The 25508-nt window shown below is 73.0% G+C and carries 22 protein-coding genes; 13 read left to right on the top strand and 9 right to left on the bottom strand.

Going from position 1 to position 25508, the window contains the following annotated elements:
- Nucleotide 1 precedes the first annotated feature (1 nt).
- The 5 genes from DMP15_RS02770 to DMP15_RS02750 all read left to right on the top strand — a co-directional run bounded on the left by DMP15_RS02770 (nt 2) and on the right by DMP15_RS02750 (nt 4098).
- On the top strand, nt 2–514 hold the full coding sequence (locus tag DMP15_RS02770) for a sigma-70 family RNA polymerase sigma factor (protein ID WP_337825412.1): 513 nt from the start codon (nt 2–4) through the stop codon (nt 512–514).
- Nucleotides 515–633: 119 nt separating this feature from the next.
- A complete protein-coding gene (locus DMP15_RS02765; RefSeq protein WP_337825411.1) occupies nt 634–1161 on the top strand; it encodes a hypothetical protein in 528 nt (175 codons plus the stop codon).
- Between the two features lie 183 nt (nt 1162–1344).
- Nucleotides 1345–2358 (top strand): thioredoxin-disulfide reductase, encoded by a 1014-nt coding sequence (gene trxB, locus DMP15_RS02760; RefSeq protein WP_253068369.1) that lies wholly within the window; start codon nt 1345–1347, stop codon nt 2356–2358.
- A gap of 50 nt (nt 2359–2408) precedes the next feature.
- Nucleotides 2409–2735, top strand: a complete 327-nt coding sequence (gene trxA / locus DMP15_RS02755; RefSeq protein WP_020622767.1) for a thioredoxin — start codon at nt 2409–2411, stop codon at nt 2733–2735.
- A 202-nt stretch (nt 2736–2937) separates the two neighbouring features.
- Nucleotides 2938–4098, top strand: a complete 1161-nt coding sequence (locus DMP15_RS02750) for an N-acetylmuramoyl-L-alanine amidase (RefSeq protein ID WP_073573702.1) — start codon at nt 2938–2940, stop codon at nt 4096–4098.
- A gap of 86 nt (nt 4099–4184) precedes the next feature.
- Here the strand turns inward: DMP15_RS02750 and DMP15_RS02745 are convergent, their stop codons facing one another.
- Nucleotides 4185–4874 (bottom strand): GNAT family N-acetyltransferase, encoded by a 690-nt coding sequence (locus DMP15_RS02745; RefSeq protein ID WP_253068370.1) that lies wholly within the window; start codon nt 4872–4874, stop codon nt 4185–4187.
- 272 nt (nt 4875–5146) lie between these two features.
- On the opposite strand from DMP15_RS02745, the gene DMP15_RS02740 reads away from it, so the two are divergent.
- Nucleotides 5147–6517, top strand: a complete 1371-nt coding sequence (locus DMP15_RS02740; RefSeq protein WP_237454203.1) for an aminotransferase-like domain-containing protein — start codon at nt 5147–5149, stop codon at nt 6515–6517.
- 89 nt (nt 6518–6606) lie between these two features.
- Nucleotides 6607–7557, top strand: coding sequence for a D-alanine--D-alanine ligase family protein (locus DMP15_RS02735; protein WP_179761491.1), 951 nt, complete (start codon nt 6607–6609; stop codon nt 7555–7557).
- A 2436-nt stretch (nt 7558–9993) separates the two neighbouring features.
- Here the strand turns inward: DMP15_RS02735 and DMP15_RS02730 are convergent.
- The 8 genes from DMP15_RS02730 to rpmH form a co-directional block, all read right to left on the bottom strand.
- Nucleotides 9994–10965, bottom strand: coding sequence for a ParB/RepB/Spo0J family partition protein (locus DMP15_RS02730; protein WP_337825410.1), 972 nt, complete (start codon nt 10963–10965; stop codon nt 9994–9996).
- Nucleotide 10966: 1 nt separating this feature from the next.
- Nucleotides 10967–11860: a ParA family protein gene (locus DMP15_RS02725; RefSeq protein ID WP_100879102.1), complete on the bottom strand. Its 894-nt coding sequence runs from the start codon at nt 11858–11860 to the stop codon at nt 10967–10969.
- 70 nt (nt 11861–11930) lie between these two features.
- Nucleotides 11931–12605, bottom strand: coding sequence for a 16S rRNA (guanine(527)-N(7))-methyltransferase RsmG (gene rsmG, locus DMP15_RS02720; protein ID WP_062399027.1), 675 nt, complete (start codon nt 12603–12605; stop codon nt 11931–11933).
- On the bottom strand, nt 12602–13093 hold the full coding sequence (locus DMP15_RS02715) for a Jag family protein (protein ID WP_100880756.1): 492 nt from the start codon (nt 13091–13093) through the stop codon (nt 12602–12604). Before DMP15_RS02715 ends, rsmG begins: the two co-directional genes overlap by 4 nt.
- Nucleotides 13094–13248: 155 nt before the next feature.
- Nucleotides 13249–14394, bottom strand: coding sequence for a membrane protein insertase YidC (yidC, locus tag DMP15_RS02710; RefSeq protein WP_073573708.1), 1146 nt, complete (start codon nt 14392–14394; stop codon nt 13249–13251).
- A 40-nt stretch (nt 14395–14434) separates the two neighbouring features.
- A complete protein-coding gene (gene yidD, locus DMP15_RS02705; protein WP_073573709.1) occupies nt 14435–14800 on the bottom strand; it encodes a membrane protein insertion efficiency factor YidD in 366 nt (121 codons plus the stop codon).
- Between the two features lie 41 nt (nt 14801–14841).
- A complete protein-coding gene (gene rnpA / locus DMP15_RS02700) occupies nt 14842–15228 on the bottom strand; it encodes a ribonuclease P protein component (RefSeq protein ID WP_073573710.1) in 387 nt (128 codons plus the stop codon).
- Nucleotides 15229–15255: 27 nt separating this feature from the next.
- Nucleotides 15256–15393, bottom strand: a complete 138-nt coding sequence (gene rpmH / locus DMP15_RS02695; protein WP_020622600.1) for a 50S ribosomal protein L34 — start codon at nt 15391–15393, stop codon at nt 15256–15258.
- A gap of 507 nt (nt 15394–15900) precedes the next feature.
- Here rpmH and dnaA point away from each other — a divergent pair.
- The 6 genes from dnaA to gyrB all read left to right on the top strand — a co-directional run bounded on the left by dnaA (nt 15901) and on the right by gyrB (nt 25496).
- Entirely contained in the window at nt 15901–17664 is a 1764-nt protein-coding gene (dnaA, locus tag DMP15_RS02690; RefSeq protein ID WP_073573711.1) for a chromosomal replication initiator protein DnaA, read from the top strand.
- A 1042-nt stretch (nt 17665–18706) separates the two neighbouring features.
- Entirely contained in the window at nt 18707–19861 is a 1155-nt protein-coding gene (dnaN, locus tag DMP15_RS02685) for a DNA polymerase III subunit beta (protein WP_073573712.1), read from the top strand.
- Nucleotides 19862–19977: 116 nt separating this feature from the next.
- Nucleotides 19978–20922: a phosphogluconate dehydrogenase (NAD(+)-dependent, decarboxylating) gene (gene gnd, locus DMP15_RS02680; protein WP_073573713.1), complete on the top strand. Its 945-nt coding sequence runs from the start codon at nt 19978–19980 to the stop codon at nt 20920–20922.
- 36 nt (nt 20923–20958) lie between these two features.
- Entirely contained in the window at nt 20959–22146 is a 1188-nt protein-coding gene (recF, locus tag DMP15_RS02675) for a DNA replication/repair protein RecF (protein ID WP_073573714.1), read from the top strand.
- 57 nt (nt 22147–22203) lie between these two features.
- On the top strand, nt 22204–22920 hold the full coding sequence (locus DMP15_RS02670) for a DUF721 domain-containing protein (protein WP_322789684.1): 717 nt from the start codon (nt 22204–22206) through the stop codon (nt 22918–22920).
- 509 nt (nt 22921–23429) lie between these two features.
- Nucleotides 23430–25496, top strand: a complete 2067-nt coding sequence (gene gyrB, locus DMP15_RS02665) for a DNA topoisomerase (ATP-hydrolyzing) subunit B (protein ID WP_073573715.1) — start codon at nt 23430–23432, stop codon at nt 25494–25496.
- The last annotated feature ends 12 nt before the right edge of the window (nt 25497–25508 follow it).

Raw genomic sequence — 25508 nt, 5'->3', positions numbered from 1 at the left:
GGTGACGACCGTCGACCGGATCCCGGACCGGGCCCCGCCCGACCTGGACGAGATGTTCCGCAGGTACGCCGACCGGCTCTGGTCGGTGGCCCTGCGGATGCTCGGCGACCGGACCGAGGCCGAGGACGCGGTGCAGGAGGCGTTCCTGTCCGCGCTCCGCTCGCCCGGGTTCCGCGGTGACGCCGCGACGGGGACGTGGCTGCACCGGATCCTCGTGAACGACTGCGTCGACCGGCTCCGCGCGGCCGGGCGGCGACGGGACCGGCTGCGGGCCCTGGAGACGGTCGTCGCGGCCCGGGACCACGCGGGCGGGCTCGTCGTGCGGCTCGCCGTCTCCGACGCGCTGGCCCTGCTGCCGGTGGACCAGCGGGCCGCTCTGGTGCTCGTGGACGGGCTCGGCTACGGCGTCGCGGAGGCGGCGGACATGCTGGCGGTGGCGCCGGGGACGGTGAAGAGCCGCCGGGCCCGTGCGCGGGCCCGGCTGGCCCCCGTGTTGCGGGAGGACGAGGGATGAGTAGTTCTCACCCATCCGACGACAATTCGTCAGAGAGCACTCGTCGGAACGACGACAACCACCGTCCAGCTGCTTCATGTCATGTCGACGAAGAACACTTCGCCGAGGTCGGGACGCGGGTGGCCCGGGAGCTCGGTCCGGCGGCGATGCCGCACGACGTGGCCGTGCGGATGCGGGCGCGGCTCGCCGCGGAAGTGGCGCGAGCGGATCCCGGACCGGAGCGGGGCGAGGCTCCGGCGGCCGGCGGCCCGCCGCCGGGCCGCCGGACCCCGTGGCGTGCGCTCGCCGTCGGCGCGGCGGCACTCGTGGTCGCCGGGGTCGGGCTCGCCACCCTCGTGCCCACCGCACCGGTCGTCGTCCCGATCGCCGGGACCGCCCCGGAGGAGCTCCGGTCCGCGGCCGCCGGTGCGGACGTCCCCGTCGGCGCGCTCGACGACCCCGCCCGGGTCCGCGCGTGCCTCGCGGCCGCGGGCGACCCGCGACCGGATGCTCCGTTCCTGACGGCCCGCCCGCACTCCGTCGACGGCCGCCCGGCGGTCCTGCTCGTCCTCGGCGGACCGGAACGGGGCCGCTACCGCCTCGTCGCCGTACCGCCGGACTGCGGGCCGGGCACCGCGCGCGTGCTCGCCGAGACCACCACCGGCTGACCGGGCCGGGCACCGGCGACGCCCGGGTCACGTCCGGCGGCACCGACGAGCGGGAATGCCCGTGTCTAGGATCGCGTTCGAGCCATACGGCAGCCACGACGCAGGAGCCGGCCACCCGGGCCGGCACCCGCAGGCCCCGTCATCGCGCCCGTCGCCCGGGCGCGCCAGGAGGGATCGGTACCGGTGACCACCGACGACACGGTGCACAACCTGATCATCATCGGGTCCGGGCCGGCCGGCTACACCGCTGCGGTGTACGCCGCGCGGGCCCAGCTCGCCCCGCTCGTGTTCGAGGGCAGCCAGTTCGGCGGCGCCCTGATGACCACGACCGAGGTGGAGAACTACCCGGGCTTCACCGAGGGGATCATGGGCCCCGAGCTCATGCAGCAGATGCGGGGCCAGGCGGAGCGCTTCGGTGCGGACCTGCGCCCGCAGGACGTCGACGAGGTGAAGCTCGACGGCGACGTCAAGGAGGTGCGGGTCGGCAAGGAGACCTTCCGGGCCCGCGCCGTGATCCTCGCGATGGGTGCCGCCCCGCGCTACCTGCACGTCCCCGGCGAGCAGGAGCTCCTCGGCCGCGGCGTCAGCTCGTGCGCCACCTGCGACGGGTTCTTCTTCCGGGACCAGAACATCGCCGTCATCGGCGGCGGCGACTCGGCGATGGAGGAGGCCACGTTCCTCACCCGCTTCGCCGAGACCGTCACGGTCATCCACCGTCGGGACGAGTTCCGCGCCTCGAAGATCATGTACGAGCGGGCGCAGAACGACCCGAAGATGCGCTGGCGCACCAACTCCGAGGTCACCGAGGTGACCGGCGAGGGCTCGGTGAGGCAGCTGCAGCTGCGCGACACCGTGACCGGTGAGACCAGCACGCTCGACGTCACCGGCATGTTCGTCGCGATCGGCCACGACCCGCGCAGCGCGCTGGTGGCGGGCCAGGTCGACGTCGACGACGAGGGCTACGTGCAGGTGGACGGACGTACCACCTACACGAACGTCCCGGGCGTCTTCGCCTGTGGCGACCTCGTCGACCACACCTACCGCCAGGCGATCACCGCCGCGGGCTCCGGCTGCTCGGCCGCGATCGACGCCGAGCGCTGGCTGGCCGGCCACGAGGTCAGCCCCGAGCTGGCCGGCGGCGGCTACGGCTCGGAGGAGACCGCCCCGGCGGCCGCCGTGGCCGACGCCGCGCACTGACCGCCCACCGGCACCCGACAGACCCGCATCCGCGACCGAAGGAGAACCCCATGGGCAACAACACCGTCGACGTCACCAGCAGCTCGTTCGACCAGGACGTCCTGAAGAGCGACAAGCCCGTCCTGGTCGACTTCTGGGCCACCTGGTGCGGCCCGTGCAAGATGGTCGCCCCGGTGCTCGACGAGATCGCCGGTGAGAACTCCGAGAAGCTGACCGTCGCCAAGCTCGACATCGACGCCAACCCGGAGGTCGCCCGCGACTACCAGGTCATGTCGGTCCCGACGATGATCCTGTTCTCCGGCGGCAAGCCGGTGAAGCAGATCGTGGGCGCGAAGCCGAAGGCGGCACTCCTCGCCGATCTCGCCGACCACATCTGATCACTGTCCGTGCGCCGTATAGCGCACGGAGATAACGCTGCGTGTCCCGGTTGATCACAACCGGGACACGCGCGTATCCGCCCCGCTGCACTCCTCCGGGGGCGGGGCAGGGCACAATGAGTCCGGCACGCGTCCGGTCACCGGGCGAAACCGACCGATCACGGGCGTCGCACGGCGCCTCACGACTGCGAGCGAGGGGTGCATGCAGCTGCTCCGGCGCGGGGACTGCGGTCCGGCCGTACGCGAGATCCGGACGACGCTGGGACAGCTCGGTCTGCTCCCGGCGGTTCCGCCGGGCTCGCGCGCCCAGGACATGTTCGACGACGGCGTGGACCGCGCCGTCCGCATGTTCCAGCAGGGCCGTGGCCTGATCACCGACGGCATCGTCGGACCGGACACCGCCCGCGCGCTGCGGGAGGCGGGCTGGAGCCTGGGCGACCGGATGCTGTCGTTCACGCTCTCCACCCCCACCACCGGCGACGACGTCGCCCACCTGCAGGAACGCCTGCTCGAGCTCGGGTACAACCCGGGCCGGCCGAGCGGGTTGTTCGACCAGCAGACCGAGCAGGCCCTGATCCGCTTCCAGCGTGACTACGGCATGACCCCCGACGGTGTCTGCGGCCCGGAGACGCTGCGCGCGCTGCGCCAGCTCGGCCGCAAGGTCACCGGCGGGCGTCCGCACCTCATGCGCGAGCAGGAGCTGCTGCGCCGGGCCGGCCCGCGGATGCGCGGCAAGCGCATCGTCATCGACCCGGGGCACGGCGGGCACGACCGCGGTGTCGACGTCGGCGGGGTCACCGAGGCCGACCTGATGTGGGACCTCGCCCGCCGGGTCGTCGGCCGCATGTCGGCCACCGGCATGGAGGCACTGCTCTCCCGCCCGGAGAACGGCAACCCGCCGGACACCGAGCGCGCGCAGTTCGCCAACGACGTCGGTGCCGACATGGTCGTGTCGCTGCACACCGACGCGAGCTTCAGCCCGCACGCGCAGGGTCTGGCGACCTACTACTTCGGCAACGGGTCGGGCACCACGTCGAACGTCGGCGAGGCGCTCGCCGGGCTGATCCAGCGCGAGCTGCTCACCCGGACCTCGATGCTCGACTGCCGCAGTCAGACGTGCACCTGGGAACTCGTGCGCCGTACCCGGATGCCGGCCGTCCGCGTCGAGGTCGGGTATCTGACCCACCTCGGGGACCGCCGCAAGCTGCTCGACCCGGGCTTCCGCGACGTCGTCGCGGAGGGCATCCTCGTCGCCGTCAAACGGCTGTACCTGCTCGGGCAGGACGACCAGCCCACCGGCACGTTCACCTTCAACGACGTGCTGGCCCGCGAGTACGCGAGGGACGAGATCCGGGCCGTCTGAGGCCCGTCACGGCCCGCAGTGCCCCGCCCGGCCCCCTCACCCGGGGCCGGGCCACCGAGGCCGCCCACGGCCCGCTCAGAGCGCCCTCAGATCGTCTCTGCGGGCGGCACGAACGAGAGCTGGCAGGACCCCGCGCGGGCCGGTGTCGCCGTCGGGCGCGGCGCCGCGGTCTGCATCGGGATGGTCACCGTGTTGAACAGCTGTTCGAGCGCGGCCTCAACGTCGGACTTCCACTCCAGACCCGAGCGCAGCTCCATCCGCAGCCGCGGCCAGCGGTGGTGCGGGCGGACGGTCTTGAATCCGACCGAGCGGAGGAAGTCCGCCGGGACGACGCAGTCGGACTCGGTGCCGGGACGCGCGTCGCCGAACGCCTCCACGGCCTTCACCCCGCGTCGGGTCAGGTCCTTCACGACGGCCTGGGCGAGCGCCCGGCCCAGTCCCTCGCCGGCGAACTCCGGGGCCACCTGCATCGTGGTCAGCAGGACGGCGTCGGCGCTGACCGGTCCGGTCGGCATCTCGGTGGCACGGGGGACCGACGCCGGCGGCGCGAACAGCACGTACCCCGCGGGGGCACCGCCGACGTAGACGACCCGGCCGCAGGAGCCCCACTCGAGGAGCACCTCCGACAGCCAGGCCTCTTTCTCCAGGTCGGTCGTGCCGTACCCCTCGGTCTGGTCGGCGAGCTGCGGCGAGAGCTCCCAGTAGACGCAGTTGCGACACCGCTTCGGTAGATCGCCGAGGTTGTCGAGGTTGAGCGCGGCAACGTGCCAGGACACGGAATCCGACCTCCGGATGTCGTCGTCGCGCGATGCACGCGCTGCTGCACGGCCCGGCCCGTCCGGGGCGTGGTCCCGACCCCGGCGCCGGAGCAACCGTCCCCCTGGCTGCCCCCGGGTCCGGTGACCCCGCGCAGCCCGAGACTAGGTGGATTCTCGCGATCCCGTCACCCCGAGAGGGCCCACCGGTACGAACGTCACGACGAAGGGCGGGCCGATCACCCGTCGCGGTTACACTCGGCGAGCCTTTTCCCCTCGCAGAGGAGCACGCGATGACCCTGCCCGACCGCCCGCAGCAGCCCGACGTCCGCCGTTCCGCGGCCGCGGCGGCCGCGCAGGCAGCGGCGGCAGGGGAGGGGGCCGTGGTCCCGCTCGCCCCCACCGAGCGCTTCGCGACCCGTACCGCCGGGATGACGGCGTCGGAGATCCGGGCCCTGTTCGCCGTCGCGAGCCGTCCCGAGGTCGTCTCGCTGGCCGGTGGCATGCCGAACCTGGCGGCGCTGCCGCTGCAGTCCCTCGCCCGTGAGGTGGCCGAGCTCGTCGACGTGGACGGCATGTCCGCGCTGCAGTACGGCTCCGCCCAGGGTGTCCCGCAGCTGCGCGAGCAGATCTGCGAGGTCATGCGGGAGGAGGGCATCGAGGCCGACCCGAACGACGTCGTCGTCACCGTCGGCTCGCAGATGGCCCTCGACCTGCTGACCCGGATCTTCGTCGACCCCGGCGACGTCGTCCTGGCCGAGGGACCGTCCTACGTCGGCGCGCTGGGCAGCTTCGCCGCCTACCAGGCGCGGGTCGTGCACGTCGCGATGGACGAGCACGGACTAGTCCCGGAGCTGCTGCACGAGGCGCTGGAGTCGCTGGCACGGCGGGGGATCGTCCCGAAGTTCCTGTACACGATCCCGAACTTCCACAACCCGGCCGGCGTGACGCTGGCGCACGAGCGGCGCCCGCGGATCCTGGAGCTGTGCCGCCGCTACGGCGTGATGGTCGTCGAGGACAACCCCTACGGGATGCTCGGGTTCGACGGCGAGGTGCACCCGGCGCTGCGCTCGTACGACCCGGACGTGCTGTACCTGGGGTCGTTCTCGAAGACGTTCGCGTCCGGGCTGCGGGTGGGCTGGGCGCTGGTACCGCCGCTGGTGCGGGACCGGCTGGTGCTGGCCGCGGAGTCGGCGACGCTGTGCCCGCCGTCGTTCACGCAGATGTTGGTGTCGCGCTACCTGTCGCACCACGACTGGCGCAGCCAGATCAAGACGTTCAGCGAGAACTACCGCGAGCGCCGCGACGCGATGCTCGCCGCGCTGGAGACGTACCTGCCCGAGGGCTGCACCTGGAACGTCCCCGACGGCGGGTTCTTCGTGTGGCTGACCGTGCCGGAAGGCGTCGACACGAAGGCGATGCTGCCCCGCGCGGTCACCGCGCGGGTCGCGTACGCGTCCGGCACCGGCTTCTACGCCGACGGTTTCGGCAGCCGGCAGCTGAGGCTGTCGTTCTGCTTCCCGACGCCCGAGCGCATCACCGAGGGCGTGCGGCGGCTGGCGGCGGTGCTGGAGGCCGAGATGGAGGTCGTGCGGACGTTCGGGACACCGGTCCGCCCCGAGCTGACCCGGGGCACCCAGAGCCCGTCGCCGGACACGACCTGACGCCGTCCGACGACGGCGATGTTTCACGTGGAACGCCCCGGACCGGCTCCCGGTCCGGGGCGTTCCCGTTCATGGCGCAGAATGCCCGCGTGAGCGATCGAACGGTGGCCGTGCTGGCCGGAGGCCTGTCCCACGAGCGTGAGGTGTCCCTGCGATCCGGTCGTCGACTGGCGGGTGCGCTGCGCGCGAACGGTGTCGACGTCCGCGAGTGGGACGTCGACGCGCGCCTGCTGGAGCGGCTGTCGACCGACCGGCCGGACGCGGTCGCCGTCGCGCTGCACGGGGGCGAGGGGGAGAACGGCGCCGTGCAGCAGGTGCTGGAACTGCTGGGCATCCCCTTCGTGGGGACGCCATCCGGGGCGTGCCGGCGGGCGTGGGACAAGCCGAGCGTGAAGACCGAACTCGTCCGCGCGGGCCTCTCGACGCCGGACTGGGTCGCGCTGCCACACTCGACCTTCCGTGAGCTGGGCGCGCAGGGCGTGCTCGGTGCGATCGTCGAGCGCCTCGGGCTGCCGCTGGTGCTGAAGCCGGACCAGGGCGGCTCGGCGCTCGGTGTGCAGGTGGTCCGGAACGCGGCGGACCTGCCGGCCGCGATGGTCAGCTGCTTCGCCTACGCCGAGACGGTGCTCGTCGAACGGTTCGTCGCCGGGACCGAGGTCGCAGTGTCGGTCGTCCACGACGGGGAGGAGCCCCGCGCGCTGCCGCCGGTGGAGGTGGAGGTGCCGTCCGGGTTCTACGACTACACGTCCCGCTACACACCCGGTGCGGCCACGTTCCACTGCCCGGCGCGGCTGCCGTCGGACGTGCTGGACGCGCTGGCCGACACCGCCCTGGCCGCACACCGGCTGCTGGGGATGCGCGACGTGTCGCGCACCGACGCGATCGTCGACGCCGACGGTCACGTGCACGTCCTGGAGATGAACGTGTCGCCGGGCCTGACCGACACCTCGCTGCTCCCGACCGCGGTGTCCGCGGACGGTTCCGACCTCGCGACGGTGTACCTGGCGCTCGTCGAGCGCGCGGCGGCCCGACAGGACTGAGCGGTGTTCCACGTGAAACCACAGCGGCGTGGTTCCACGTGGAACATCAGCCGAGCACACCGCCCCAGGGCTCGGGAGCCCGCCACACCTCCAGGAGCGGGCTCACCCCGTCCCCGAGACCTGGTTGCTGCGGGACCATCGCGACGCAGGCGACGAGCTGCACGGGCCGCCGCGCAGAGAGCGAGCAGCTCGGCATCGACGGGGCGGTCGGCCGCCCGCTCGTAGGCGGCGACGACCTCCGGACCGGCGAAGGTCAGGTCCCACTCGACCGGTCCGACGCAGACGTGTTCGAGGTCGGCGTCGTACGGACCGTCCGGGGTCCGCAGGACGTTGCAGGCCGGCGAATCCCCGTGCACCGGCTGCGGGCGTGTGCCGGGGAACCGGTCGGCGCAACCCGCCTCGTCGCCGAGCACCGGGAGGATCGTCGCCCACTCCCGCAGCGCGCGGTCGCGGTCGGTGGGGGAGACGTGGGTGGTGTCGTGCCGCAGCGCGTCGCGCATCGCCGTGACCGAGTCGTCGAGTGGGTGGATCCAGTCCAGCTCGACCGGACACGGTCGTAGCGCGGTGTGCAGCCGGGCGACCGTCGCGCCGCTCGCACCGGCGTCGGGCGGGCCGTCCGGGGCCGACGGACGGTCCGGCGCTCCCGGAAGGTGAGGGACAGGCCCCCGGCGGCGACGGGTCGCGGGGTGTGCGGGCCGGACCACGGGTGCCCGGCGTCCGACACCCATCGGGAGACCGCGATCTCGCGCCGCTGCTGCTCCGCCTGTCCCGCCGGATCGAGGCCGGGCGGGAGGCCGGTGGGGACACGCACCACGACCGGCTCCGGCTCCAGTGCGACGACGACCGAGAACAGGTCGTGCAGGACGCGGGGGGTGCCGGGGCGGTAGCCGTGGTCCCGCGCGGCGGACACCGCGGTGTCGACGGCGCGGTCGGTGCGAGCGGCGAGCTCGGCGTCGGTGAGCACCGGGCCATCCCGGGGCGTCGGGGTGTTCCACGTGAAACACACGCACGCGACGCCGGTCGGATCGGTCGGGCGGGCGGGGTCGGAGCCGCTCGGTGTGCGCCCGAGTCTGTCGCAGTGGGTCGCCCCGCTCTGCGCCGTCCGGTCCCGCACTGTCCGGTCCCGCACTGTCCGGTCCCGCACTGTCCGGTCCCGCACTGTCCGGTCCCGCACTGTCCGGTCCCGCACTGTCCGGTCCCGCACTGTCCGGTCCCGCACTGTCCGGTCCCGCACTGTCCGGTCCCGCACGGCCCGGGCCGCGTCCGGGTTCGCGCCCCGGAGTCGTGCCGGCGGGCCGAGCACTCCCGCGCCGAGCACTCGCAGGCCGCCGGGCTCTCCCGCGCCGAGCACTCGCAGGCCGCCGGGCACTCCTGGGCCGGGCGATCCCGGGCGAGCGCTCCTGGGCCGGGCATCGGTGGACCTGCCGCCTGTGGGCCGGACGCAGTGGCCGGCTTCAACGCCGCGGCACGCGGGGTCATCCCGGATACCGGCCGCCGCACACCGGGTCGGCGCATCCGGGCCGGGCGTCCCCGACACGGTCACCGGACGGCGACACCGGCCGGACTCCACCGGGGACGCCGAGGTGCGGCGATCCCACCGGGTGCTTCCGGCTGCCACCTCGGACGAGCCCCACAGCGCCGCGGAGGCGCACGGGTCGGCGTCGCGCGCACCCGGTACACGGCGACGAGGTCCTCCGTCCCGCCAGGCGACGAGGCCCGCACCGCCCAGGCCGCCCTCGGCGGGAGGAGAGCTCGACCCGGTCGCCGTGTCCGTGCGGCGCGTACGGGATCGCGACGCGGCTGATCCCGCAGCGTGGGCGGAGCACCCCGGAGCTGCGGCATCCGCAGGCCACCCGCTCACGAGACCGAGCCCGACGCGCTGCCCGACGCCCGCCACGACCTCCGTCGCTGTTCCACGTGAAACATCGACGCCGTCCGCCGCGGACCCGATCACCTGCCGTACCAAGACCGCCGGGGAGAGCCGCGGGCCCCAGCTCCGCACGAGCCACGCGACCCCGGGGCGCACGCCCCGTCCCGCTCGTCGGCCGAGCCCGGCCGACGAGCACTCCGTACGACCGTCGCCCGGGACCCACCACGAGCCGATCCACGCGCGACCACCATCGATGCCGGGCGAGTTCAGACATACGTACGACTGATCAGGCGTGTTCCGGCCAGTACGCACCCCGGCACCGATCGACATGCCGAGAAAAGCGACCAATCGGGCAGATCCAACGGCTCAGCGGCCCCACACGGCTACTGAGACCCGCCCCGGCCTCCCCACCAACCTGCCACGCATCCGAAGGCTCAGAGGCCGTCTGAGGGCGCCCTCAGAAGCCGTCCAGCGCGTCACACCACGCAGCCACCCCCGTGCCCGGACAGACCGACGGCCGCCGTCCACGGGGACGACGGCCGTCGGGGAAGGGGAGTGGTGTCCGGTCAGTCGCGCTCGCTGATCCCCATCAGCCCGGTGATCCGGTCGAGGTCCTCCACCGATCCGAACTCGACCACGATGCGGCCCTTGCGCTGACCCATCTCGACCTTCACGCGGGTGTCGAACATGTCGGCCAGCCGGTCGGCGCGCTCGACGAACTCCGGGCGCTGATCGCCGCGACGGCGGACCCGGCGTTCCTGCGGAGGTCCCGAGTGCCGCGCCAGCACGACGGCCTCCTCGGTCGCGCGGACCGACATGCCCTCCGCGACGATGCGGGTGGCGAGATCCTCCTGTTGCCCGGCGTCCTCGAGACCGAGCAGGGCGCGCGCGTGCCCGGCCGACAGCACGCCGGCGGCGACCCGGCGCTGCACCGACACCGGCAGCTTCAGCAGCCGGATCATGTTGGTGACGACGGGCCGGCTGCGGCCGAGCCGGTCGGCGAGCTCGGAGTGGGTGACGCCGAACTCGGCGAGCAGCTGCTCGTAGGCGGCCGCCTCCTCGAGGGGGTTGAGCTGGACGCGGTGGATGTTCTCCAGGAGCGCGTCGCGGAGCATCACGTCGTCGGCGGTGTGCCGGACGATCGCGGGCAGCGTCTGCAGCCCGGCGCGCTGGGCCGCACGCCACCGGCGCTCGCCCATGATCAGCTCGTAGTCGACACCGGCCCGGCGGACCACGATCGGCTGCAGCAGCCCGAACTCACGGATCGAGTGCTCCAGCTCGGCGAGCTGGTCGTCGTCGAACTGGGTCCGCGGCTGCTTGGGGTTGGGCACGATCCGCCGCAGCGGGATCTCGCGGTACTCCGCGCCGCCGTCGACGACCGGGGTCTCGGGCTCGTGGTCGTCGCGCCGGACGGCCGGAGCCGGGCGGTGCAGGGGTGCGCCGGGCCCGCTGTTCCCGGGCCGGTCACCGGACTCCGACGGGCCGGTGGGGATGAGCGCGGCGAGACCGCGGCCCAGTCCACCCTTGCGCTCGGCCATTTCAGCGACCGTCCGGGCGGTAGGCGCCGCTCGCCCCGTGCTCGGCGATCTCCCGGGCCGCGTCGATGTAGCTCATCGCACCGCGGGAGCCGGGGTCATAGGCGAGCACGGTCTGGCTGTAGCCGGGGGCCTCGGAGACCTTCACGCTGCGCGGGATGACCGTGCGCAGCGCTGTCGGACCGAAGTGCTGGCGGACCTCGGAGGTGACCTGGTCGGCGAGCTTGGTGCGGCCGTCGTACATGGTCAGCAGGATGGTCGACACGTGCAGCGAGGTGTTCAGGTGCGACCGGACGAGGTCGATGTTGGACAGCAGCTGCCCGAGCCCCTCCAGCGCGTAGTACTCGCACTGGATCGGGATGAGCACCTCGGACGCCGCGACGAGCGCGTTGACCGTCAGCAGCCCCAGCGACGGCGGGCAGTCGATGAGCACGTAGTCGACGTCGAGCCGGGACAGCGTCTCGTCGTTCAGCGCCTGGGCCAGCCGGGACTCCCGGGCGACCATGCTGACGAGCTCGATCTCGGCGCCGGCCAGGTCGATCGTGGCGGGCAGGCAGAGCAGGTTCGGCGACGCGGTGCTGACCGCGACGGCCTCCTCGAGGGGGATCTCGCCGAGCATCACCTCGTACACCGACGGCGTGCCGGTGCGGTGCTCGACGCCGAGTGCGGTGGACGCGTTGCCCTGCGGGTCGAGGTCGATCACCAGTACCCGGATGCCGTGCAGGGCCAGGCCCGCGGCGAGGTTGACCGTGCTGGTCGTCTTCCCGACCCCGCCCTTCTGGTTCGCGACGCCCATGACACGGCGCGCGGCCGGGCGGGGCATGCCGTGCCGGTCGGGGTGCAGGACGCGTGCGGCCCGCTCGGCCTCGTCCGCGATGGGGGTCCATCCGGCACTCATGCGCGACCCTCGCTTCCTGGACGGTTCGTGCCCGGTCGGTGTTTCACGTGAAACGGCGCTCCGGCACCCATCATCGCCGTTCCTTCCTCCGGTTGCGGCGGGGCGCGCCGGTCCGCGGGATCTCGACCACCGTGGTCAGCGGATCGACCACACCGGCTCCGGTCTCGTGGATCCGGGGCTCGCCCCCTCCGAGCGCACGGACCGCTGCGGCGTCGCGGGCGATCTCGTCCGGGGCGGAGGCGCCCTTCAGCACCAGCATCGCACCCCCCTGCCGCAGCAGCGGCAGGCAGATGCCCGCGAGCCGGGCCAGCGGTCCGACGGCCCGGGCGGTGACGACGTCGGCCCCCTCCCATCGTCGCAGAACGGGCTTCTCCTCGGCACGCCCCCGTTCGACGACGATGTCCAGGCCGAGGTCGCCCAGCACCTCGTCCAGCCACTCCACCCGGCGGGCCAGCGGCTCGATCAGCACGATCCGCAGGTCCGGCCGGGCCAGGGCGAGCGGGATCCCGGGGAGCCCGGCACCGGAGCCGACGTCGGCGACCCGGGCGTCGGCGGGCACGACCTCACCGAGGACCGCACAGTTCAGCACGTGCCGGTCCCACAGCCGGTCCCGCTCGCGCGGGCCGATCAGCCCGCGCTCGATCCCGGAGGTCGCGAGGTGCTCGACGTAGCGGACGGCCAGCCCGGTCCGGTCGCCGAAGACCTTCTCCGCGACCTCCGGGGTCGGGATGGGGGAGGTGGTCACTTCTTGTGGACCACGACCTGGCGACGCGGCTCCTCGCCCTCGCTCTCGGAGACGACGCCCTTCACGGTGGCGACGGCGTCGTGCACGACCTTGCGCTCGAACGGCGTCATCGGTCGCAGCCGGGCGGACTCGCCGCTGGTCTTGACCTCCTGGGCGGTCTCCAGGCCGAGCTCGGTGAGCTCGTCGCGGCGGTGCCGCCGCCAGCCCGCGATGTCGAGCATCAGCCGGCTGCGGCTGCCCAGCTGCTGCTGGACGGCCAGGCGGGCCAGCTCCTGCAGGCTCTCCAGCACCGACCCCTTGTCGCCGACGAGCTTCTGCAGGTCGGCGTCGTCCTCGGCGCCCTCGATGCTGACGATGGCGCGGCCGCCCTCGACATCGAGGTCGATGTCGCCGTCGTAGTCGAGGATGTCCAGCAGGCGCTCCAGGTAGTCACCTGCGACGTCGCCCTCCTGGATCAGCAGGCTCTCGCCGGACGGCTTGTCCTGCACGTCCGGCCCCTCGGCGGGCTCCTTGGCGGTGGTGGGCACGCGCAACTCCTCTCGTCAACGGTTCGCGGTCCGTCGCGCCCGGGCCCGCGCGGCGGTGGGGTCCGCCGGGGCCGGCGGGGCGCGCCGGGGTCTGTCGGGGTGGTGCGGTGGGACGGTCAGCGACGCTTGCCGCGCCGGGCCTTCGCCCCCGGACGCTTCTGCACCGGCTTCGCCCCGGGCTTCTTCTGGCCGTTGCCGTTACCGGAACCGTTGCCGTTCCCGTTGCGGGCCGTGCCGTTGCGCTGCCCGCCGGGGGACGTGCCGGTGTCGGCGGAGGCACCGTCGGATCCGGTGGCGCGGGTCTCGGACGCCGCCTCGGCGGCCTCCTCCTCGGCCGGCTGGATCGGCTCGTCGGCGATCTCGCGGACGTCCTCGGCGGAGCCGAGACGGGCGTCGCGGAGCGGCTTCTGGCCGGGGCGGGGGGCGCGGGCCTTGGCGGACTCGGTGGCCTTCTCGGCCTTGTCCGACTCCTCGGCGTCGATCTTGCGGTAGACGACGTACTGCTGGCCGAGGGTCCACAGGTTGTTGGCGACCCAGTAGAAGAGGACCGCGAGCGGCAGGAACGGCGCACCGACGACGACACCGATCGGGAACACGTAGAGCATCAGCTTCTGCATGATCTCGGCCTGCGGGTTCGCCGCGACGGTGCCGGCGGCGATCTGCGCCTGCTGGCGGGCGACCGAGTGGCGCGCGGTGATGTGGGTGAAGATGCCGGCCGCGATCATCAGCGGGATCATCACGATCCACTGCGAGACCAGGTTGCCACCGAGCTCGGCGACGGACGCGGTGTTCTGCAGCGGCCAGACGGCCGAGCCCAGCTTCGCGCCGAACAGGCTCGAGTCGACGAACGAGGCGTTCTCGGCCGCGTTGAAGACGTAGTTCTCCGTCTTGCCCGGCTTGAACTCGCGCAGCACGTGGAACAGACCGATGAACACCGGGATCTGCACCAGGATCGGCAAACAGCCCATGAGCGGGTTGGCGCCGTTCTGCTGCTGGAGCTTCTGCATCTCCGTGGCGAGCTTCTGGCGGTCGTTCGCGTACTTCTTCCGGAGCTTCTGCATCTCCGGGGCCATCTCCTGCATCTTGCGCATGGAGCGGACCTGCACGACGAACGGCTTGTAGAGGATGACGCGCAGCGTGAAGACGAGGAAGACGACCGACAGCGCCCAGGCGAACCCGTTGTCGTCGCCCAGGACGAAGCCGAAGACCTTGTGCCAGACCCACATGATCCAGCTGACGGGGTAGTAGATGAAGTCCAGCACTGCTGCGTTGCTCCTCGTGGTCTCGGGCGGGGCCCGCGGGTCAGCGGTCCGTACCGCGTGAGAGGCCTTCGGTCCGGGGCGGGTCGGTGGACGTCTGCTCCGGCCCGGGATCGGGTTCGGTGCCGCTGCGCGGGACCCCGTCGCTGCGCCGCCGGCGCGGCGGCACCGGATCCCACCCGCCAGGGTGCCACGGGGCACACTTCAGCAACCGCCACACGGTGAGGCCGAGACCGCGCACGAAGCCGTGCTCGCGGAACGCCTCGACCGAGTACGCGCTGCAGCTCGGGTGGAACCGGCAGCTCGGCATCAGGTTCGGGGAGATCCACACCTGGTACCAGCGCACCGCGGCCATCGCGGCCCGCGCGCCGACACCGGGCCGTGCGCCGGGGAGCTCTCCGTCGTCCATCGGAGCCTCCTCACCCGTCGGGGCCGCGTCGTGTGTCGTGCTCATCGCGGGCCGTCCGCGGCCGGGCGCGGACGGCGCGGCCGCTGCGCCGCGCGCAGTGCGGAGTCGAGGTCGGCCGCCAGCTCGGCGGACGAGGCCTCACCAGCGGGCGGCAACGCACGGACGACGAGTGCCGCGCCGGCGGGCAGCGCCGCCAGACGGTCCGCGACCAGATGGCGCAGCCGCCGGGAGACCCGGTGCCGGGCCACGGCGTTGCCGACGGCCTTGCTCACGACGAAACCCGCCCTCGGCGAGGCGTGCTCGGGCACGCCGCCGGGGCGGGTCAGGTCGAGATGCACCACCAGCCTCGACCGGCCGGCACGTCGTCCGCGCCTGATCGTCGAGGCGAACTCGGGCCGGCGGGTGAGCCGGGCGTGTGCCGGCAGCACGGCGCGGGCCGGTGGGGGCGCCGGCCGTCAGGCCGAGAGGTTGCCGCGCCCCTTGCGACGGCGCGCGGCGAGGATCGCGCGGCCGGCGCGGGTGCGCATGCGCAGCCGGAAGCCGTGCGTCTTGGCCCGGCGGCGGTTGTTCGGCTGGAAAGTACGCTTGCTCACGGTCGGCTCCTGGTCGGCGGTTCGCAGGCGTCCTGCGACGCCGAGATGTCTACGGTCACTGGCTCGGGTTCGCGGGCCACCGGCCACACGACGCTCCACAACGACAGATGCGGGGAGCCGCGTTCGACGGGCGCGACACGCCCATCCGACCAGGTGTCCGGTCGTCAAGGGTACGCAGCGCGTTTCGAGGGGGTCAAACCGCCCCCACCGGGCGCCGCGACCCCGCCGGACGCCCGCCACGACGGCTGCTGCTAGCGTCGCCGACCCCGCCCGGGACCGGCGCGGGAGTAACGACCGCCCGCACCCCGACCGAGACCTCCACACGACCGACGGCCGGTGCCCCGATGCGCGTCGGCCGGGACCTGCTGCGTACCTTTACGCACAAGTGTGGACAACTCTGGGGATACATCGCCCCCGAGGCCGAGTCCTCGTGTCCGGACGGCTCATCGCCAGTGCTCCGGGGGGAGCAGACCGCCGGCGGCGGTCGATCGGGAGGGGGAAACGCGGATGACCGATCAGCCGGGCGATCTCGGCGCGGTCTGGAACCGGGTCATCGCCGATCTCTCCGGCGCGTCGGCCGAGTCCGGCACACCCGCCCTCTCCCCGCAGCAGCGCGCGTTCCTGCGCCTGACCCGTCCCCTCGGCCTGCTCGACGGCACCGCACTGCTCGCCGCGCCGAGCGAGTTCGCGAAGGACGCCATCGAGCGGATCCTGCGCAGGCCGATCAGCGACGCCCTCGGCCGCCACCTCGGTGTGGCGGTCAACCTCGCCGTCGTCGTCGACGCCTCCGCGGCGTCCGGCGGCACCGAGGTCCCCGACCCGCCCGGGTTCGGCATGCACCGCGGCGTCACCGCGGGGGACAGCGTCCGCGACACCGGCACCGGTGACCGGGCCGGCGACGACCCGGCCGCGTCGGCCGACGGGGACCACGGCACCCGTCCCGCACACGACCGCCCCGCGCGCGAGCACGCCCCCGCCGACGGCGCCGGTCCGGACACCGGGCCGCAGGCGGGCGTCGACGGCGGGTACGGCAACGGCTTCGCCGACGGGGCCCGCCGCGACGACGCCGGCCCGTCGGGCATCGACCGCGGCTGGTCGGCCGAGCCGGCGCCGTCGTCGTCCGGGGGGTGGGCGCCGCAGCCCACCGGGCGTCCGGAGCCGGGCTCGCGCGAGGGCCAGACCTCGTGGCCGGCCTACACCGCGCCGCAGGCGGGCGACCCGGTCGCGCCGCGGTCGCAGACCCGGCTCAACGAGCGCTACACCTTCGACACCTTCGTCATCGGTGCCTCGAACCGGTTCAGCCACGCCGCCGCGGTCGCGGTGGCCGAGGCGCCGGCGCGGGCGTACAACCCGCTGTTCATCTGGGGCGAGTCCGGGCTGGGCAAGACCCACCTGCTGCACGCCGTCGGGCACTACGCCCAGCGGCTGTTCCCCGGGATGCGGGTCCGGTACGTCAGTACCGAGGAGTTCACGAACGACTTCATCAACTCCCTGCGCGACGACCGCAAGGTCGCCTTCCAGCGCCGCTACCGGGACGTCGACGTGCTGCTGGTCGACGACATCCAGTTCCTGGAGGGCAAGGAGGGGACGCAGGAGGAGTTCTTCCACACCTTCAACACCCTCCACAACGCGAACAAGCAGATCGTCGTCTCCTCCGACCGGCCGCCCAAGCGCCTCGAGACCCTCGAGGACCGGATGCGCACGCGGTTCGAGTGGGGTCTGATCACCGACATCCAGCCGCCCGAGCTGGAGACGCGGATCGCGATCCTGCGGAAGAAGGCCGCGCAGGACCGGCTCGCCGTCCCCGGTGAGGTCCTGGAGTTCATCGCGGAGCGGATCGAGCGCAACATCCGCGAGCTCGAGGGCGCGCTGATCCGGGTCACGGCGTTCGCGTCGCTGAACCGGCAGGCCGTCGACACCCAGCTCGCCGAGATCGTGCTGCGCGACCTGATCCCGGACTCCGCGGCCTCGGAGATCACCGCGCCGACGATCATGGCGGTCACCGCCGAGTTCTTCGGCCTCACGCTCGACGAGCTGTCCGGGCCCGGCAAGACGAAGGCGCTCGCCCAGGCCCGCCAGATCGCCATGTACCTGTGCCGCGAGCTGACCGACCTGTCGCTGCCGCGCATCGGGCAGACCTTCGGCGGCCGGGACCACACGACCGTCATGCACGCCGACAAGAAGATCCGCAACGAGATCTCGCTCCGGCGGAAGACCTTCGAACAGGTGCAGGAGCTGACCGCGCGGATCAAACTGCGCGCCCGGCACTGACCTTCGCCGGTGGCCCGCCGAGGCGGGTTGTCCACCGGTCGCACCGCTTCTCCACAGCTCCGGCAGGCCCCACCGTGACCAGGCAGGACGCGTTCTCGGCGGTCACCGCGCGCACCGGGACCGATCCCGTGCAACCCACAGGGGCCACGGCCCCCAGATCACCGCTGCGGCGCGTTGCGGGCCGTCCCCGGGTGATCGGCACCCCCGCCGCCGCGGACGCCCGGGACACCGGGACCGTCCGGCGTGGTGCCGATCGGGTCCGGCGTGGCGTCACCCGCGTGTCGGTCCCACCACTCCCGTTCGTCGTCCGGTAGTGGGCACTCGGCGCTTCACCACTCGTCCCGGTGATCGCTTGCGCTCACCCGCTGGTGACGCTCCGTCGACATTCCTGTGACGGGTGGGACGTCTGTGGGTTCATCGTGCAACGCGGGAGTGCCGAACGGCGTGTGCCCGCCATCACCCTGGGTCCACGATCCACCACGTTTCCACCCACATCTGGGGACAACTCTGTGGATGGATCGTCGCAGCCCCGTGGACGGATCGCCCGGGATCCGTGGACAACTCTGTGGTGAACCCGGGATGAACCGGGGACGGATGGGGGTCGACGCCGTCGGTCCACCGCTCCACCGACCTGTCAACGGGTGCCCCCACCGCCGCATCCCCAGCCGACGCGGCCTGCTGACCAGCGAGGATGCGCTCCATCCACACTGTGCACAGGACTTAGTACTACGACGGTTTGTCTCTCTCTATCTCTTCTTCCCAAGAACACCTGTGTGGACCGACCCCCGGACGGGGGTCACGGACGGGGACACCGAACGGGCACCGGGGTGGCGTGGAAACTGTCGGGGCGAGGCTCTACCGTGAGCGTCCCGGCGAACCCCGGCTTCCGATCCCGTTCCGGCCACTCCGCTCCGCAGCCCCTCCGGGCCACGGCGCCGGCCGGACCCGGAGGACGAACCGGCCCGCCGCCGCACCGCCGTCCCGTCGACGACCCGGCCCCGCGCCGTGGTCCGAGCCGGGCGCTACCGGGGAAGGTCTCCAGATGAAGTTCCGGGTCGAACGCGACGTCCTCGCGGACGCGGCCGCCTGGGTGGCGCGCAGCCTCCCGGCTCGTCCGCCGGTGCCCGTGCTCGGCGGGGTCCTCATCCAGTCCGACGGCGAGTCCGGCGAGAAGCTGACCGTCTCCGGCTTCGACTACGAGACCTCGGCGCGCGTCGAGCTCGACGCGACGGTCGGGGAGCCGGGCCGCACGCTCGTCTCCGGGCGGCTGCTGGCCGACATCACCCGGGCGCTCCCGTCCAAGCCGGTCGACCTGACCGTCGACGGCTCCCGCGCCACGATCAACTGCGGCAACTCCCGGTTCAGCCTCCCGACGATGCCGGTCGAGGACTACCCGCAGCTGCCCGACATGCCGCAGCGCGCCGGGTCGGTCGCCGCCGACGCGCTCGCCGGCGCCGTCGCCCAGGTCGCCGTCGCGTCCGGGCGGGACGACACGCTGCCGATGCTGACCGGCATCCGGCTCGAGATCGAGGGCTCGCAGCTGACGCTCGCGGCCACCGACCGGTTCCGGCTCGCCGTCCGCGAGCTCGAGTGGTCCCCGGAGGACGCCTCGATCTCGACCGCGGTGCTGATCCCGGCCAAGACCCTCGCCGAGGTCGCCAAGACCCTCGCCGGGTCCGGCACCGTGGAGATCGCGCTGTCGGCCGGGGACGGGATGCTCGGGCTCACCGGCGGCGGCCGCCGCTCCACCAGTCGGCTGCTCGACGCCGAGTTCCCCCGCTTCCGCCAGCTGATCCCGGCCGAGCACACCACCGCGGTCGAACTCGACGTGGCGCTGCTGGTCGAGGCGATCAAGCGTGTCTCGCTCGTCGCGGACCGGGTCGCCCAGATCCGGATGGAGTTCGGCGAGGACGGGCTGCGCCTGGCCGCCGGTGGCGACGACGTCGGGTCCGCCGAGGAGGAGCTGCCCTGCGCGCTCGACGGCAGTCCGCTGACGATCGCGTTCAACCCGGGCTACCTGCTCGACGCCCTCGGCGCGCTGCACACCGACCGCGCCCAGCTGACTTTCACCACGCCGAACCGGCCCGCGCTGGTCCGCCCGGTGCCCAAGCCCGCCACCGACGACGCCGGCGAGGCTCCGTCGCCGGAGAAGTCCGGCTACCTGCACCTGCTGATGCCGGTCCGGCTGCCCGGCTGACCCCCCGCCGGGCGGACGTCCCGGCGAGGGGGAAGACTCGTCCGCGGTGTGATCGACGAGGGCCACCGGTGCCCTGCGGGCATGCCGGCGGCACGGACGCGAAGGGGGCCACTGCCGTGCAGATCGGCATGATCGGACTCGGCCGCATGGGCGGCAACATGCGGGAGCGGCTGCGGGCCGCCGGGCACGAGGTGGTCGGCTACGACCCCCGCCCGGATGTCAGCGACGTGGCCTCGCTCGCGGAGCTCGCCGGTGCGCTGGCCGCGCCGCGCGTCGTGTGGGTCATGGTGCCCTCCGGCGAGCCGACCCGGAACACCGTCGCCACGCTGGCCACCACGCTGGAGCCCGGTGACCTGGTCATCGACGGCGGCAACTCCCGCTACACCGACGACCAGCCCAACGCCGCGCTGCTCGACGCGCACGGCATCGGCTACGTCGACTGCGGCGTCTCCGGCGGGATCTGGGGCAAGGACAACGGCTACGGCCTGATGGCGGGCGGCGAGCCCGAGCACATCGAGCGCGCCATGCCGATCTTCGACGCGCTGCGCCCCGAGGGCGTGCGCGAGGAGGGGTTCGCGCACGCCGGGCCGGTGGGCGCGGGCCACTTCGCGAAGATGGTCCACAACGGCATCGAGTACGGCCTCATGCAGGCCTACGCCGAGGGCTTCGAGCTGATGGAGGCCAGCGAGCTGATCACCGACGTGCCCGGGGTCATCCAGGCCTGGTCGCGCGGCACCGTCGTCCGTTCCTGGCTGCTCGACCTGCTGGTCGACGCGCTCAAGGAGGACCCCCGTCTCGACCAGCTCGAGGGCTGGGTGGACGACTCCGGCGAGGGCCGCTGGACCATCGAGGAGGCCATCGCGCACGCGGTGCCGCTGCCGGTCATCTCCGCGGCGCTGTTCGCCCGGTTCTCCTCCCGGCAGGCCGAGTCGTCCGCGATGAAGGCCGTCGCCGCGCTGCGCCAGCAGTTCGGTGGGCACGCGGTGAAGAAGTCCGGGCCGGCCGGTGCCCCGGGCGACAAGGCGGGACCGTCGTCCGGCGGCGGTTCGACGCAGCAGTGACCCGGCGCCGAGCCGGACGGGAAGGGTGACCAGGCGGTGTACCTCAGGCGGTTCTCGGTCACCGACTTCCGGTCCTGGCCGGAGGCCGAGCTGGAGCTCGACCCCGGCGTGACCGTGCTGGTCGGGTCCAACGGCGTCGGCAAGACCAACCTGGTCGAGGGGATCGGCTACCTCGCCACCCTCGGCTCGCACCGGGTCTCCTCCGACACGCCGCTGATCCGGCGCGGGGCCGAGCAGGCCGTCGTCCGCGGTGAGGTGCACCACCACGGACGGAAACTCGGCGTCGAGTTGGAGATCAACAACGGGAAGCAGAACCGGGCGCGGGTCAACCGCTCACCGGTCTCGCGGCCGCGCGACATCCTGGGGATCCTGCGCAGCGTGCTGTTCGCGCCGGAGGACCTGGCCCTGGTGCGGGGCGACCCGTCGGAGCGCCGGCGTTTCCTCGACGAGCTGCTCGTCGCGCGGTTCCCGCGCTACGCCGGCGTGCGCGCCGACTACGACAAGGTCCTGCGCCAGCGCTCGGCCCTGCTGAAGTCCGCGAAGCCGGCACTGCGCGGGGCCCGCGGCCGGTCCCGGGCGCCGGTGGCCGCGGACCCTGAACTGCCCGACGACCTGGCGACGCTGGAGGTCTGGGACGGGCATCTCGCCCGTACCGGCGCGGCGCTGCTGGCCGGGCGGCGCGAGCTCGTCGTCGCGCTGGCGCCCTACGCCCGCGAGGCGTTCGCGGCGATCGCGCCGTCGTCGGACCCGATCGGCCTGGACTACCGGTCCAGCCTCGGGACGGCGGGGGTCGCGGAGCTGCCGTCGTCGACCGGGGACCTGGAGGCGCTGCTGCTCGACCGGCTGGCCGAGGTGCGGTCCCAGGAGGTCGAACGCGGGGTCTGCCTGGTCGGCCCGCACCGCGACGAGCTGGACCTCGCCCTGGGCGAGGGACCGGCGAAGGGCTACGCCAGCCACGGCGAGTCCTGGGCGTTCGCGCTGGCGCTGCGGCTGGCGTCCTACCGCCTGCTGCACGCCGACGACGTCGAGCCGGTCCTCGTGCTGGACGACGTCTTCGCCGAGCTGGACTCGGCCCGCCGCCGTGCGCTGGCCGGCCTGGTGGCCGGCGCGGAGCAGGTCCTGGTGACCGCCGCGGTGGCCGAGGACGTGCCCGCGGAGCTCGACGGGGTCCGGTTCGCCGTCGGCGACCGGACGGTGAGCCGCGACGGCGAGGTGCCCGCGTGATCGCCCCGTCAGGTCTCGAACGTGTCACGGCATTCTGGGGACAAGGCTGTGGATGCTGTGGATAACTCAGGAGCACCGGGGGACGGACGCCGTTCCGGAACCGGAAACCGGAGGACAGGACGCCGGGGACCGGGCACCGACGGCGCCGAGCCTGGGGACGGACGCGACACCGGTCCCGGTCACGACGCGGTCACGGGCGGGGACGTCCCGGGCGGCGGTGTCCCGGGGGAGCAGGGTGACCTGCTCGCCGGCGACCGCGCGAACCTGCGCGGAGCCGACCTCGCGCGCGAGGCGCTGCGCGCGGCCCGCGAGGCGTCGGCCCGCAAGGCCGAGGAGCGGGCCCGGGCCGACCGGCCCAAGCTGCGCGTGGTCTCCGGGCGGGGGCGTCGTCGTCGCTGGTCGGGGGCGGGGCCCGACGACCGGGACCCGCAGCCGTTCGGACGTCTGGTGTCGCGGGTGTCGGTGGACCGCGGCTGGTCGAACCGGCTGACCGACGCGACCGTCCTCGGCCGGTGGCCGCAGCTGGTCGGGCCGGACGTCGCCGACCACTGCACACCGGTCTCGCTGCGCGACGGCGAGCTGACCCTGCAGGCCGAGTCCACGGCGTGGGCCACCCAGCTGCGGACCCTGCAGCGTCAGCTGCTGACCCGGCTCGCCGCCGCGGTCGGGCCGGACGTCGTGCGCCGGATCCGGGTCGTCGGGCCGAGCGGGCCGAGCTGGCGGCACGGTCCGCGGCACGTCCGCGGCCGCGGCCCCCGCGACACCTACGGCTGACCCGCGCCCTGCCTCCCGCTCCGCCCGGGCACCGCCCCGGCGTGCTCCCAGGGGAACCCTCGTAGCGCTCTAAGCCACGAAAGTTCCCCTGGGGGCACCGGGCAGGTGGGCGGGTGCCGCCGAACGGGTGGTGGGCGCCGGGGTGCACGTTGTGGGCGCGTCACGTCGCCCCGGGGGCCGTGAAGGGCCGGATCGGGTGAGGAGCCGCACCCCACCGGCCCCGTGCCTCTCGTCGGCGGTGAGCGCGGGATGACACGGCCGCCGGTCCGCTCGACCCCGCAGGGGCACGTTCGATCCCGCACCGGACGCCGTTCGCCCGTCTGTGACGCTTCTGGGTGGGTCCTTCCCGCCTTTCCGTCGGTCCCGACGGGTAGGATCGACAGGTGTTTCCCGGGTGGCTCCCCAAGACATGACCAGAGCGCCCGGTCGGTGGAACCGTTTCGTCGTCGTCGCACCGGTGGTGCGCGCGTCGCGCGGGCGGTTCACGTGGCGAGGAGAAGCAGCTACCCGTGGCTTCCGACAAGGCAGCGAACAACGCCTACGGCGCGTCGTCCATCACGGTCCTCAAGGGCCTGGAGGCGGTCCGCAAGCGGCCCGGCATGTACATCGGCTCGACCGGTGAGCGGGGTCTGCACCACCTGATCTGGGAGGTGGTGGACAACTCGGTCGACGAGGCGATGGCCGGTCACGCCACGAAGGTCGTCGTGACCCTGCAGTCCGACGGCGGCATCCGCGTCGAGGACGACGGCCGCGGCATCCCCGTCGAGATGCACCCGGTGGAGAAGAAGCCGACCCTCGAGGTCGTCCTCACCAGCCTGCATGCCGGCGGCAAGTTCGACGACAAGTCCTACGCCGTGTCCGGTGGTCTGCACGGTGTCGGCGTCTCGGTCGTGAACGCGCTGTCCACCGCGCTCGACGTCGAGGTCCGCCGCGACGGCCAGATCTGGCGCCAGCACTACGAGTACGCCGTGCCCGGCGAGCTCGTCGAGGCCGGCACCACGAAGAAGTCCGACACCGGCACCACGATCACCTACTGGGCCGATCCGAAGATCTTCGAGACGACCAGCTACACGCTGGAGACGATCCGTCGCCGGCTGCAGGAGCAGACGTTCCTGAACAAGGGCCTCACCATGGTCCTGCGCGACGAGCGGCGGCCGGAGAAGCCGGCGGGTGTCCCGTCGTCGGACGCGGTCGACTCCGACGGCAACCCGATCGAGGCGCCCGTCCCGGAGATCGACGCGGACGCCGAGCCCGACGCCGAGGGCTACGTGGCCAAGCCCAAGGAGTACGTCTTCCACTACCCGAACGGGCTGGAGGACTTCGTCGCGCACCTGAACAAGTCGAAGGACCCGATCCACCGCAAGATCGTCAGCTACACCGGCGAGGGCCCCGGCCACCAGGTCGAGGTCGCGATGCAGTGGAACTCGGGCTACTCCGAGTCGGTCTACACCTTCGCGAACACGATCAACACGCACGAGGGCGGCACCCACGAGGAGGGCTTCCGCCACGCGCTGACCGCGACGGTCAACAAGTACGCGCGCGACAAGAAGCTCATCAAGGAGAAGGACCCGGCGCTGTCCGGCGACGACATCCGCGAGGGCCTCGCGGCGATCGTCTCGGTCAAGGTCTCCGAGCCGCAGTTCGAGGGCCAGACCAAGACCAAACTCGGCAACACCGAGGTCAAGTCGTTCGTCCAGCGCGTGTCGAACGAGTGGCTGGCCGACTGGTTCGAGCGCAACCCCACCGAGGCGAAGACGATCGTCACCAAGGCGGTCTCCTCGGCCCAGGCCCGCCTGGCCGCGCGCCGTGCCCGCGAGCTCGTGCGGCGCAAGAGCGCCGGCGACATCGGCGGTCTGCCCGGCAAGCTGTCGGACTGCCGCTCGCGCGACCCGGAGAGCTGCGAGCTCTACATCGTCGAGGGTGACTCCGCGGGCGGCTCGGCGAAGGCCGGCCGCGACTCGATGCACCAGGCGATCCTGCCGATCCGCGGCAAGATCATCAACGTCGAGAAGGCCCGGATCGACCGCGTCCTCAAGAACACCGAGGTCCAGTCGATCATCACCGCGATGGGCACCGGCATCCACGACGACTTCGACCTGGCCAAGCTGCGGTACCACAAGCTGGTGCTGATGGCCGACGCCGACGTCGACGGCCAGCACATCCGGACGCTGCTGCTCACGCTGCTGTTCCGCTTCATGCGCCCGCTGATCGAGAACGGGCACGTGTTCCTGGCGCAGCCGCCGCTGTACAAGCTCAAGTGGTCCGGTCGCGGGGCCGAGCCGGAGTACGCCTACTCCGACCGCGAGCGCGACGGCCTGATCGAGGCCGGCCGGGCCGCGGGCAAGAAGCTCCCCAAGGACCAGGGCGTGCAGCGCTACAAGGGTCTCGGCGAGATGGACGCCAAGGAGCTGTGGGAGACCACGATGGACCCGACGAACCGGCTGCTGCTGCAGGTGAGCCTGGACGACGCCGCCACCGCCGACGAGCTGTTCTCGGTGCTGATGGGTGAGGACGTCGAGTCCCGCCGGTCCTTCATCACCCGCAACGCCAAGGACGTGCGCTTCCTGGACGTCTGATCCACACATCTG

Source organism: Pseudonocardia sp. UM4_GMWB1 (genome assembly GCF_017312155.1).
GTDB classification, from domain to species: Bacteria; Actinomycetota; Actinomycetes; order Mycobacteriales; family Pseudonocardiaceae; genus Pseudonocardia; species Pseudonocardia alni.
Note: the sequence above shows the minus strand (reverse complement) of the source record. Positions and strands in the feature narration are given on the sequence as shown.